Origin of the sequence: Halegenticoccus tardaugens (assembly GCF_004116405.1) — an archaeon.
Taxonomy (GTDB): domain Archaea; phylum Halobacteriota; class Halobacteria; order Halobacteriales; family Haloferacaceae; genus Halegenticoccus; species Halegenticoccus tardaugens.
In genome coordinates, this window is sequence record NZ_SDIC01000003.1 from 600,747 (window position 1) to 613,099 (window position 12,353).

The window sequence follows — 12,353 nt, forward strand, 5'->3', positions numbered from 1 at the left end:
CGTCGTTATCTCCCTTCGGCCCCGCCTTCGTCCGGTTCGATGGGGTGCAACGTGACGGATTCGGCCCGGTAGTCTTCGATGAATGCGCCCCGCCCGCCGACGCTGATCTCGCCCGCGTCGGTCTCGACGATGAGGCCGTTCTCCACGGGGAAATCGCTCGTCGTCGGTTCGGTGATCGCCTGCCGGACGCGAGTCACCGGTCCGGCGAGTTCGAGCCCGGACTCCGTCCGCACCGTCGCGCCGAAGTCGGTCCCGGCGCGCTCGTGTAACGTCGCCTGCAGCACCGCGTGGCGGAACGCGCCGAACGTCGCCGGAAGCGGGCACGGTTCGGTCACGTACGTCTCCTTCGCGACGGGCCAGAAGCTGCTTACGAACGTCCCGAGTATGGACCCCGCGACGTGCTCTTGGGACAGCGCCACGGCGGTCTCGTCGGCGTGCGTTCCCGACAGCAACCCCGCGTCGCCGACGATCGCGGCGCGGTTGTCGGCGATGAGCATGAACGGCGCGTCCTCGCGCCAGCGCCGGACGACGCTCGCGGTCCCGTCGAACCGGCGGTCGTCGACCGCGGCGTCAGCCCCGCTGAGAAGGAGCAGCACGAACACTCCCCGATCGACCGCGTCGGCCAGTTCCGCCTGCACGCCCGGAAACACCCGCTCCGGCACGGAGAGGAACGCCTCCGCCTCGGCCCCCGAGAGGATCGCGTTCAGCCGCTTGAGCGCCGTCTGCCGCGACTTCACCGTCTCGAACTGCGCCGTCTGCGGCTCGGTCTCCGCGTACCTGTCCTCCAACGCGGGGGTGATGGCGTTCAACCGCTCCGACAGCGCGTTGATCGCCTCCGACGGCGGCCGGGCCCGGACCGTCGTCGGCGCGGCGTGTTCGTTCACCTGCACGAGCCCGCGGCTTTCGAGCCGCTCTGCGATGCTGTAGACGTACCGCGTGGAGACGCCGGCGTCCTCGGAGATCGTGCTCGCCTTCGCTTCCCCGCGTTCGAGCACGGCGAGGTACGTCTCGATCTCCTTCTCCGAGAGGCCGAAGACGCTCAGCTCGCGCCTGAGATCCCGGCGTTCGTCGTCGCCGTTCAGGTCCTCCTTCATCTCTCGGTCCTCAGTCATCCGCGACGGACGGCTCCGCGCTTTCGCCGTCGTCGTAGAGGTGACAGGCGGTCGGGTGACGCTCTTCCGCCAGCACCGGGTGGCGGCGCTCGCAGATGCTCTCGTAGTCTTCGCGCAGCGCCTCGGACGCCGCGTCCCACGATCCGTCGACGACGGATGCGAGCGCGCGGTCGATCCGCTCGCGGTGCGGCTCGGTGAGTGACTCGTCGAAGAACTCCTCGCGGAGGCGCGCGACCTCGGCGTCCCGCGCGGCGCTCTCGTCGATTCGCAGCGTCCGCTTTGCGACGGCGTTTCGAAGGTCCATGATCTCGCTGTAGAGCGCCTGACTGATATCCGTTTCCGCGGGCGGAATCACGCTCGGGCACCGCGTGTGGAACCGGCACCCGGACGGCGGGTTCACCGGATCGGGCACGTCGATCGTCCGGACGGGCGGCTCCTCGACTCCCGCCTCCGGTTCGAGGTCCGCGGTCGCCCACCGGAGGACCTCGGTGTACGGGTGTTGCGGGTCCCCCAGCACCTCCTCGGCGGGACCGATCTCGACGAGTTCGCCGAGGTACATGATGCCGACGCGACCGCCCGACTTCTCCGCGAGGTAGCGCGCGTTCGAGAGGTTGTGCGAGATGAAGAGAAAGGACGTGTCGAACTGCGATTGCAGTTCGAGCATCAGATCCATCATCTCGACTCGGAGCGACACGTCGAGGGCGCTCACCGCCTCGTCGGCGAGGATGAGATCCGGGTTCATGAGCAGCGCCCGGACGAGCGCGACGCGCTGTTTCTCCCCGCCGGACAGCTGATGTGGGTAGCGGTTGGCGTAGTCCTCCGGCGGTTCCATCCCGACGCGTTCTACCATCCTGAGCACGCGCGCCCGTCGATCCTCCGTCGACATGTCCGGTTGCCACCGCTTCAGCGGCGCGGTGAGCGTCCGCATCACCGTCCGGTTGGGGTTGAGCGCCGAGCCGGGATCCTGGTGGATGATCTGCAACGACCGGCGGATCTTCTCGTACGGGATTTCGCCCCCGCCCGCTTTCGCCTCCCAGACGTCCTGCCCGCGGTACGTAACGGATCCGCCGGTGGGTCGCTGGACGCCGATGGCCGTCTTCCCGAGCGTGGTCTTTCCGCAGCCGGATTCGCCGACGAGCGCGACGACGTCGTTCTCGTAGATATCCAGCGACACCCCGTCGACCGCCCCCACCGTGTCAGGGTCGTCGAACAGCGATTCGACGAAGCCCTGCTCCTTCTCGAAGTGGACCGCCACGTCCGACAGCGAGACGACTGGTTCGTCGCTCATCGCCCGCCCTCCGTTTCGATCTCGAAGGGGAGCGCCTCGGCGGCCTGTTCCCAGTAGTGGCAGGCGACGGCGCGATCAGCGCCGACATCGTCGTCGACCGGATCCTCGCTGAGACATCGGTCGTCTGCGAGCGGGCACCGCGAAGCGTACGAGCAGCCCTCGGGGATGTTGACCGGATCCGGCGCGGAACCGTCGATGGACCGCATCGTCGAAAGCGGCGCGTCGAGGTTCGGAACGGCCTTCAGAAGCGCCCGGGTGTACGGGTGGGCCGCGTCGCGGATCAGCTCCGCCGCGGGACCGCGTTCGATCAGATCGAACGCGTACATCACCGCCAGTCGATCCGCCAGTCCTGCGACGAGCGGCAGGTCGTGCGTGATGAAGACGACCGTGAGGTCGTACTTCTCCTGTAGTTCCGACAGCAGCGACAGGATCGACCGCTGCATCAGGAGGTCGAGCGCCGCGGTCGGCTCGTCCATCACGAGCACGTTCGGTTCGAGGATGAGAGAAAGCGCGATGAGCGCCCGCTGGCTCATCCCGCCGGAGAGTTCGTGCGGGTACGAATCGAGCACGCGCTCGGAATCCAGATACAGGTCGGAGAGCAGTTCGTGCGCGCGATCCATCCCGACTTCCACGTTCGCGTCGTGCGCCCGCAGCGTCTCCTCGAAGTGCCCTCGGATGCTCATCGTCGGGTTGAACGAGGAGAGCGCGCCCTGGAACACCATCGAGATCTCCTCCCAGCGGAGGCGCTTCAGCTCCGCCGTCGAGAGGTTCAGGACGTCGACGGGATCGCCGTTCTCGGGGTAGTAGATGACCTCGCCCGTGAGCCGGCCCGGCTCCTCGACCGCGTCGAGCATCGCCGAGGCGAGCATCGACTTGCCGGACCCGCTCTCCCCGACCACGCCGAGGATTTCGCGGCGTCTCACGTCGAGGTCGATCCCGTCGAGCACGCGGGCGGCGCCGCGATCCATCTCGAACGTGACGCTCGCGTCGCGGACGCTGAGTACGGTGTCCGCGTTCGGTTCTTCCGCCGCCGTCGGTCGTTCTGTCGTCGCCATCAGTTGATCATCTCCGCGGTGGTCGTGGGTCCGTCCGATTCGTCGTCTCCGTCGTCGTCGGGGATCGTCTTCGCGTGCCGTGCCCTGACGCGGGGGTTGAACAGTCGGTCCGCCGCCTGGGCGAACAGTGTCAGTCCGAGCGCGAGGATGACGACCGCGAGCATCGGAATGAGGAGCCAGTGGAACGCCTCCGGCGAGGAGACCGCCCCGGCCTGTCCGTGGGCGTCGTCCATCATCACGCCCCAGTTGACGCTGTTGTACGGCAGGATACCGAGGTAGTACAGCGCGACAGAACCGAAGATGACCGCCCGCGCCTGTTGGACGAAGTTCATCGTGATGTACGGCATCAGGTTCGGAACGATGTCCTTCCCGATGATCTCGCGCGTCGGGATGCCGATGATCCGCGACGCCTCGACGTAGTTGGCGTCGCGGAGCGTCAGCACCTGCGAGCGGATCGCCCGCGCGAGCCCCGCCCACGCGTTGACGCTCAGGAGCACGCCGATGACGTACGGATTGCCGCTGAGCGACCCCGACAGCGCCCCCGCGAGGACGATGATGAGCGGCAGTCCGGGGATGGTGAGCGCGACGTCCGAAAGCGTCATGAGCACGCTGTCGACCGTCCCGCCCTTGTAGCCGGAGACGGTGCCGAGCACGGTCCCGATGACGACGGTGAACACCGCGCCAGCGGTGATCATCTTCAGCATCGCCGGGGTCGCGTGGACCGTCTGAGAGAGGATGCTGTGGCCCGAGTACGTCGTCCCGAGCGGGTGTTCGAGCGTCCTGAACGCGCCGATCAGCTGGCCGCCCTGGTTCGGCGACGGTTCCGGGACGACGAGCACGCCCACCGTCCCCATCAGGAGATAGACGGCGATGATGAAAAGCGAGATTCGCGCCCGCCAGTCGCTCCAGACGATCCGCATCGGCGCGAGTACCTGCTCGTCCAGCGCCTGCCGGTAGCGCTCGCGCTTCGTGAGGCTCGTCTCCGAGACCGTCTCGAAGTCGGAGACGTCTGCCTCAGTATGACTCACGCGCCTCACCTCCTTCGGCACGGGGGTCGATCACGCCGTACGTCACGTCCGCGACGAATACGCCGATCGTGACCGCGATCGCGATGAGGATGAACGCGCCCATCATCACCGGGTAGTCGCGCTGGCCGATCGCCTGAATCATGTAGTACCCGACGCCGGGGTACGCGAAGATCTCCTCTAGGATGATCGAGCCGCCGAACATGAAGCCGATGGCGATGAGGAGACCGGTGTACATCGGCAGGATGGCGTTGCGGCCGACGTACCGCAGGGCGATGCGCCGCTCCGGCAGCCCCCGGAGCCGGGCGACTCGGAGGTAGTCCTCGCCGAGCACGCGGATGCTGTTGCCGCGCATGTTCAGCGCCCAACCGCCGAAGCTCGCGACGACGAGCGAGACGATGGGAAGCGCGCCGTGGTGCATCGCGCTGAGGAGGAACTCGGGGCTGAGTCCGGGTTCGAGCCCGGAGGCGTACTGCCCGCCGGTCGGGAACCACCCGAACCGGTATCCGGCGAACGTCAGGAGCAACAGGGCGATGACGTACGACGGCACCGAGTTCGTGAGGAGCGACACGGCGGTCGAGCCGACGTCGAAGCCGCTTCCCTCGCGGTACGCCATGAACGCGCCGAGGACGACACCGAGGACGAACGCGATGAAAAGCGACGTCGCCATGAGGAAGACGGTCCAGGGGATGGCGGGACCGAGCACCGCAGCCGCCGGCTCGTTGTGCCACGTCGACGTGCCGAAGTCACCGCGGAGTATCGCCGCCATGTAGTCGACGTACTGGACGTACAACGGTTCGTCGACCGCGAGGTTCGTCTGCGACGCGATGCGCTGGTTGATCTGCTCCTGCGTGAGCGAACCGCCGCTCTGCTGGATGAGCTGCGCCCGCAGGAAGTCGGCGGGACCGCCGGGCAGGAGCCTGACGATGACGAACGAGAGCGTGATGACCGAAAAGACGGTGAACACCGCCTGTGCGGTCCGTTTGAGTAGATAGCTCATTGCGGTGTGAAACCTGCGCGGAGAATCACTCGCGCTTCGCCGTCCAGCGGCCCTTGCGCGGAAGCCACTCGGTGGGCCAGTACTGCTGCAGTTCCGCGCTGTCCGCCGGCGGGACGTTCCAGTCGTCGTCGGTGACGAACGTCTGTGCGAGCTTCTCCTGGATCGGCAACACCGGCAGCGTCTGGTTCGTGATCCACGCGAGTTCCCTGATCAGTTCGTCGGCCTCGTCGCCGTCGGCCCGCGAGAGATCCGAGACGAGGTCGGCGGGGGCGACGGTTTCGGTCGACCCGTCGGGATCGTCCATCGGCGGCACCTCGACCTCCGAGGGGACGTTCCAGACGTCTTCGGCGTCGTAGCTGCGGTAGATGAAGTCGAAGTGGAAGTAGGGGTAGCTCTGATCGTAGCTCGCCCACCCCTGCAGCGCGAGGACGAAGTCGCCCTCGTCGTAGTCTTTCCCCCAGTACGTCGAGGTGTCCTTCGCGATGAGTTCCGACTGGATGCCGAACTCCTTCAGGTTGCTGACGAGCGTCTCCGCACCCGCGATCCAGTCGGTGAACCCCTGCGGGCCCTTGACCGGCGCGCGGAGGGGGTCGCCGTTTCCGTCGACCCACGAGTCGCCGTCCTTCTCGTAGCCGGCGTCGCGCAGGAGGGTCGTCGCTTTCTCCTCGTCGGGCTCGTACCGATCGAACTGGTCGACGACGCCGTCGAGCCACTGATCTTTGATCTCGTCGTTGAACGCGCCGGTGAGCCCCGAAGGGATCTCGACGGCCAGTTTCGAGTCGGTTCCCGCCCCGGAGTTCATCGCGACGTTCTCGCGGTTGATCACGTGCGCGATGGCCTTGCGAACCCGTACATCGCCGAACTGCTCGTCTTCAAGGTTGAAGACGACGCCCATCCCCCAGTGACGCGGGATCAGGCCGATTCGGGCGCTGTCCGGGAGCTGATTCACCTTGTTCTCGGGCATGAACAGCGTCGCTTCGCCGTCGATCTTCCCGTTGATGAGCGCGTCCCACCGCTGGGAGTTCTCCGGCAGGTAGAGATACTCGACCTGCGGGATGTTGACGTTGTCCACGTCGGGGTGGTCCTCGAACTTCGTGAGCAGCGTCCGCTGGCTATCGGCGCTCTCCCACGCGAACGGTCCGTTGCCGATCGGCTCCGGTTCGCTGTAATTCTGGAGGTCGGCGACGGCGTCGCCCTCTTCGTCCTCGCTCTCGGCGGACTCGATCGCGTCGAGGAACTCCCCGTAGATGCTCTCCTTCGCGCGGAGCCGAACCGGCTGGAGGTGCGCGAGCACGACCTCCTCGTTGATGTCCTGTGAGAACTCGATCCTCGCCGTCCGGTCGTCGGGGGTGGTGACGTCCGCGGCGACGTCGTCGACGTAGTTCCCGAGCGACCCGCCGGTGTACATGTCGAACTTCAGTTGCATCGCGACGTCGGTGCCGGTGACGGCGTCGCCGTCGTGCCACGTCAGCCCGTCGCGGACCGTGAGCGTCAGCGTTCGTCCCTCGAAGGCCCAGTCGGAGACGGCGTACCCTTTGTACTCCTGTTCTTCGAGGTTGTACTCCATCAGCCGGTCGAAGAGCATCCGGCGTGCCTCACCATCGTTCTTCGCGTTCCACACGTTGTACTGGGAGTCGCGGGGGACGGCCCACTGAGCGAGAGAGAGCGTGTCGTCCTGCGGTTCGCCGTCGTGCTGGACCTCGGCTTCATCCGGGAGCGGCGTACCGACGTTCCCCTCATCCGCGGGTTCGGCGGCTTGCTGGCCGCCGCACCCGGCGAGGCCCGCGGCGATACCCGTCGCACCCACCCCGGACACGAACCGCCGGCGCGTCGTTCGATACCCATCAGAACTACTATTGTTATTGTTTGCCATAGTTCACGTTCTGTTGTGAAATACTGTATAATAAAAGTTCGGATGAAATTTTACTACAGAATTTTTATCAGCCGTCACACGCCGAAACGTCCGCGGTTTCGGAGGCCGCCCACCTCTCAACTCGCGTACCCGACGGTCGAGGATCGCCTCGTCCGCGCTGGCGGCCCAGCCGCGGTAAAGCGTTCAACGATGGTGGACGACGTACCTCGTCTCGACGGAGCGACGTCTCACGCCGCCCCCACGCTCGTTCGAGTGCATCGCATGGAGACATAAATAATCATACTACTCTATCCGACGTTCGATTCGATTCTCCCTTTAACATATTAAATACCGCATTATATAGTAAAATTAAGAATTAAAATTCAGATTCAAGCCTAACTTCGGCAATAAAATTTGAATACGAGGTACATCTATCCCTATCGAACATCGACGATCCAATTATTTATATTCAAATGGTCCCGCGGTAGCCGACGATCGCGGGGGAATTCGACCGACCGACGGCCGGGCCGACTACTCCTTTTTCGTCGACACGACCGCACCTGCGTGACAGGAATATGACCGTCACGCCCGTCCGAATTCGTTCATCGATCTTGAACGCCGTTCCCGCGCCGTACCGGGCGTCGCCGCCCTCACGACCGCGTCGGCGACCGCCTCGCGCCGATCCTCGTTCGCGATCCTGCTCTGGGATCGTTCGCCGTTCCGTCTTCGGTCATGACCGACTCCTCCGTCGCCATCGATAAAATCCGCTCGGGTCCGAGCGATCCGCGCCCGACGGCGGACGTCGAACCGCGTCCCGAGAGCGGACCGAACCGTCAGTCGCCCTCGGGTACCACGATCTGATTTTCCAGATCCTCGTACCCGCCCGTCTCGTCGATCCGCTCGACGTTGCGGCTCACGATGTCCGCGAGGCGCGTCCAGTGTTCGGGCGAGTGACCCGCGTTGTGCGGCGTGATCAGGACGTTCTCGAACGTCCACAGCGGATGCTCTGCGGGGAGCGGCTCGGGATCGGTGACGTCGAGCGCCGCGCCCCGGATCGAGTTCTTCTCTACGGCTCGAACGAGCGCCGACGTGTCGACGATCGGTCCGCGACCGACGTTGACGACGACGGCGCGCGGCGGCAGCGTCTCGAACGCCGCCTCGTCGATCAACCCGCGCGTCGTCTCCGAGAGCGGGGCGGCGACGAGCAGGTAGTCCGTGCGCGCGAGCGCCTCGTGGATCGCCTCCGCCTCGAACCCGATCACCTCGTCGGTCGGGCCGCCCTTCTCCGGCGTGTACCGCACGCCGATCGTCTTGACCTCGAACCCCGACAACCGCTGGACGATCGCCTCCCCGATGGCTCCGAGGCCGACGACGGTCACGACGCCGTCTTTCAGTTCGTGCGATTGAAAGTGCCGCCACTCGCGTCGTCGCTGTCTTCGCCACCCCTCGTGGAGACGCCTCGCGAACACGAGCACGTATCCGAGGACCTGCTCCGCGATGTTCGGGGCGTGAATCCCTGACGCGTTCGTCACCGCCACGCCCTCCTCGGCCAGGGCGTCGAGCGGGAGGTGATCGTAGCCGGCCGCCACGCCCGCGAACAGCCGCAAATTCTCTGCGTCTCGTACTAGCTCCTCGTCGACGTCGACGCCGGTCACGACCCGCGCGCGTCTCGCGAGCGTCCGTTCCTCCGTCGGCGTTCTGGCGAGCCTGACGTCGTGGTTCGGCAGTCGCCGTCGGAGTTCGTCCCGGTAATCCTCGGCCGGGAGCCCGTGGGTGTCCCGTCGAAGCACGACGACGTCTGGGTCCGTGTCGGTCATTTCGATCGTTTTGCTGCGCCTGATCGGCGGTCGTCGATTGGTTCGGTTCGGTTCACGTCGTCCGTTTCTCCGACCGCATAATAAATTTACGCCACCTGGAATCTTTACGTCACCGACGATCGAGTATCCGACGACGAGGTGTTTAGCCCCGAACGCGCGCCCGGCATCGGGAGGAGCCGGTCGGAATCGAGGACGCGGATCGCGATCGGGGTGTGACCGAGTGGCCACCCGATCGGCCCCCGCGTCCTCGAACGCGACGGACGCGAGCATCCGAGCGTTCGAGTCGCATCTCACCGCGCCGGACGCCGTCGACTTCGTCCACGTCCCCTACAGGACGGTCGACGGCAGCCCCCTCGAATCGAGCTTCGCCGCTACCTGCCTCACGAAGCAAACGGATCGCCTCGCCGACATGCGCGTGCTACGCACGGCGTACGCGGATCTGCCCACCACGTAACCGATTCCCGCCGTCGTCCCGGATCTCGCCCGTCGGTACAATTACTTTTGAAACGGAGTCCAAGCGCACCCGTCGCAGAGCGACGGACGCCCCGAACCGCGACCGTCCGGCGTCGCCGGTGAATCCGTGCCCCGGACCGACCGTCGGAACCGACGCGCGTTCGTGGATTTGTTATCTCATCATACGGTTTATCACTTCGCGTGCGCCCGGACGGTGTCGAACGACGACTCGGCGACCGCGGTCGTCACGTCGCCGACGTCGATCGATTCGGGCGTATCCGTCGGGTACTTGCGGCGGAAGTAGCCGAGGAGGTTCTTCACGTCGCGTTCGAGCAGTTCGCGGGCGTTGTCGTGCTCCGTCGAAACCGCCTGGGGCCAATCGAAGATCGTCACGCCCCCCTCGCTGACGGAGACGTTGTACTCGCTCATGTCGGCGTGGACGAAGCCCGCCCCGTACGCGGTCGCGATCTCGCGGAGGATCAGATCGAGCACGCCGACAGCCTGCGACGGATCGAGTTTCGCGCGCGCGAGTTCGACCCCGTCGAGTTTGTCCATGACGATGGCGTGGCGGTTGTGATCGACTGGTCGGGGTACCGACACCACCGGGAAGAGTTCCGAGAGCGCCTCGTACTCCCGCTCGGCCGCCTTCCGGGCGGTGTAGAGCCACGAGACGTGTCGGTGGTCGGCGGTGTAGTCGCGCCCCCTGCTCACCTTTCTGAAGTTCGTGTACCCTTCCCGGTGGAACTTCAGCGCGAGCGGTTTGTACGACTGGACCTCGTACACGTCGCTCTCCTTGCCGACGCCGAGCGGTGCGCCCACCGCCTCGATCGTATCCCGCTCGGAGAACGCGCGGAGCGCGAGCGCGTCGTAGCCTTCGAACTCCAGCTGGTACCCCTCGTACTGGATCGTCTTTCGGGTGACGAGATCGCGCTGCATGCACCGGTCGAGCCGGTACGCCACCTCCTCCGGCGTCAGCCCCGAGTACTCCGGGATCTTCTCCCGGTTCACCCAGCGACTGAAGCGCATCCCCTGCTCGATCCCCGACAGCAGATAGAAGTCCTCGGGTTCGAGGTCGGCCACGACGCTCGCGACGTTCTGTACCATGGCGGGTGGACGCTCGCGTGGGGTAAAAGGCCCGCGAGTCGGGACCTCGTCGGTGATAAATTACTGAATGCTATACAAATTCGGATGCGATACGCGGAGAACGCCTCTCGGGGCGACGCTCGGCGGGCCGTCGTCGCGCACCGAACGCTCCGTCTCCCGGTCGACGGGACGCAACCGCTTTGCGGCCGCCGTTCGTAGCGCCCCCATGGACGATCTGGCGCGGAAGGACTGGCGACTCGTCCGCGAGGAGTCCCGGTCCGGGGCGATGAACATGGCGCTCGACGAGATCGCCGCCGAAACGGCCGCGAACGGCGGCCCGCGGACGGTTCGCGTGTACCGCTGGGAGCCGAGCACCCTCTCTCTCGGCTACCGGCAGGATCCCGACACCGTCGACTGGGCCTTCTGCGACCGCGAGGGGATCGCCGTCACCCGGCGACAGACCGGCGGCGGCGGGATCTACCACGACAGCTTCGGCGACGTCTCCTACTCCATCGTCGCGCCGGCGGACGAACTGCCGGGGAAGCTCATGGACTGTTATCACCTCCTCCTCGCGCCGATACTCGACGCGTTCGGGCGCATGGGCGTCGACGCCGGCCTCGCCGACGATCCGCTCCCGGCGATCCACCCGCCGGCGTGTTACCTCCGCGAGTTGCACCCCGCTCACGACGTCACCGCCGACGGTCGAAAGATAAGCGGCAACGCCCAGTACCGCAGGCGGGACGCCGTCATCCAGCACGGCTCTCTCACCTTCTCGGTCCGCGCGGCGCGGCACCTCGGAACGTTCGCCGATCCCGATACCACTCCCGAGGCCTTCGAGGCGCGCGTCACCGGCATCGACGAGCAGGCGGCCGTCTCGCGGACGGACGCCGTCGCGGCCGTCGAAGGCGCCCTTCGCGACTGGGCGGACGCCGACGTCGGCTCGTGGACCGACGACGAACTCGCCGACGCGCGCGAGCGCGCGGAGACGAAGTACGAAAGCGACGAGTGGGTGCGCCGCCGACCGGCCGATCGCTGACTCGCCGATTCGGGCGCGCGCCGGTTCAAAAGCCGAATCGATCCCCGCCCGTCGCGCCGAACTCCTCTCGCACCACGTCGTACAGTTCGCCGATCGGGGGCGCGGCGCGCGTCGGATCGAGCCAGTGTCTTCCGACCCATCTGTACCGCACCGTCCCCTCCTCGTCGACGAGAAAACACGAGCGCTTCGACCGCCGAACCAGCCCGAAGGCGCGGTAGTCGACGCCGAACGCGCGGGCGAGTTCGAGGTCGGGATCCGAGTACAGCGGGAAACCGAGGTTCAGGCGGTCGATGAACCGCCTGTGCATCCCCGTTCCCGACTTGCTGACGCCGACGACCTGCACCTCCTCCGCGCTCTCGAACCAGCCGAAATCACGGAGCGAACACCACTCGCGGACGCAATCCGGCGTGAAGTCGCCCGTGTAGAAGCACAGGAGCACCGGCTTTTCGGCGAAAAGTGCCGGCAGCGGCACCTCCTCGACGGATCCGTCCGGGCGGACGAGCGCTCCCGAAACGTCCGGCACCGCCGCGCCGACTTCGATTCCGCCTCCGCTCTCTCCTCCGCTCACTCCCCTCCCGCTCATGCCAGGGACTTTCCAGCAACCGACATAATTGTTCGGACCCGTCTCGTCG

Annotated in this window: 11 protein-coding genes; 2 read left to right on the plus strand and 9 right to left on the minus strand. The window is 66.2% G+C overall.

Annotated elements, in window-relative coordinates; translation table 11 throughout:
- Positions 1-5: 5 nt before the first annotated feature.
- The 7 genes from C3L37_RS10735 to C3L37_RS10765 all read right to left on the minus strand — a co-directional run bounded on the left by C3L37_RS10735 (position 6) and on the right by C3L37_RS10765 (position 9,149).
- Positions 6-1,112: a TrmB family transcriptional regulator gene (locus C3L37_RS10735; protein WP_228546195.1), complete on the minus strand. Its 1,107-nt coding sequence runs from the start codon at positions 1,110-1,112 to the stop codon at positions 6-8.
- A complete protein-coding gene (locus C3L37_RS10740; protein ID WP_164974735.1) occupies positions 1,105-2,400 on the minus strand; it encodes an oligopeptide/dipeptide ABC transporter ATP-binding protein in 1,296 nt (431 codons plus the stop codon). Before C3L37_RS10740 ends, C3L37_RS10735 begins: the two co-directional genes overlap by 8 nt.
- Positions 2,397-3,455 (minus strand): ABC transporter ATP-binding protein, encoded by a 1,059-nt coding sequence (locus C3L37_RS10745; RefSeq protein ID WP_129114594.1) that lies wholly within the window; start codon positions 3,453-3,455, stop codon positions 2,397-2,399. The genes C3L37_RS10740 and C3L37_RS10745 overlap by 4 nt, the downstream gene beginning before the upstream one ends.
- Positions 3,455-4,483: an ABC transporter permease gene (locus tag C3L37_RS10750; protein WP_228546196.1), complete on the minus strand. Its 1,029-nt coding sequence runs from the start codon at positions 4,481-4,483 to the stop codon at positions 3,455-3,457. Before C3L37_RS10750 ends, C3L37_RS10745 begins: the two co-directional genes overlap by 1 nt.
- Positions 4,470-5,480: an ABC transporter permease gene (locus C3L37_RS10755; protein WP_129114596.1), complete on the minus strand. Its 1,011-nt coding sequence runs from the start codon at positions 5,478-5,480 to the stop codon at positions 4,470-4,472. The genes C3L37_RS10750 and C3L37_RS10755 overlap by 14 nt, the downstream gene beginning before the upstream one ends.
- 25 nt (positions 5,481-5,505) lie before the next feature.
- A complete protein-coding gene (locus C3L37_RS10760) occupies positions 5,506-7,353 on the minus strand; it encodes an ABC transporter substrate-binding protein (RefSeq protein ID WP_129114597.1) in 1,848 nt (615 codons plus the stop codon).
- 812 nt (positions 7,354-8,165) lie between these two features.
- Positions 8,166-9,149: a D-2-hydroxyacid dehydrogenase gene (locus C3L37_RS10765; RefSeq protein WP_129114598.1), complete on the minus strand. Its 984-nt coding sequence runs from the start codon at positions 9,147-9,149 to the stop codon at positions 8,166-8,168.
- Between the two features lie 220 nt (positions 9,150-9,369).
- On the opposite strand from C3L37_RS10765, the gene C3L37_RS10770 reads away from it, so the two are divergent.
- Positions 9,370-9,603, plus strand: a complete 234-nt coding sequence (locus C3L37_RS10770; RefSeq protein ID WP_129114599.1) for a hypothetical protein — start codon at positions 9,370-9,372, stop codon at positions 9,601-9,603.
- A gap of 191 nt (positions 9,604-9,794) precedes the next feature.
- On the opposite strand, the gene C3L37_RS10775 is transcribed toward C3L37_RS10770, so the two are convergent.
- A complete protein-coding gene (locus C3L37_RS10775; protein WP_129114600.1) occupies positions 9,795-10,706 on the minus strand; it encodes a serine/threonine-protein kinase RIO2 in 912 nt (303 codons plus the stop codon).
- A 205-nt stretch (positions 10,707-10,911) separates the two neighbouring features.
- On the opposite strand from C3L37_RS10775, the gene C3L37_RS10780 reads away from it, so the two are divergent.
- Positions 10,912-11,721, plus strand: coding sequence for a lipoate--protein ligase family protein (locus tag C3L37_RS10780; RefSeq protein ID WP_129114601.1), 810 nt, complete (start codon positions 10,912-10,914; stop codon positions 11,719-11,721).
- A 25-nt stretch (positions 11,722-11,746) separates the two neighbouring features.
- On the opposite strand, the gene C3L37_RS10785 is transcribed toward C3L37_RS10780, so the two are convergent.
- Positions 11,747-12,304, minus strand: coding sequence for a peroxiredoxin (locus C3L37_RS10785; protein WP_129114602.1), 558 nt, complete (start codon positions 12,302-12,304; stop codon positions 11,747-11,749).
- Positions 12,305-12,353: the final 49 nt, after the last annotated feature.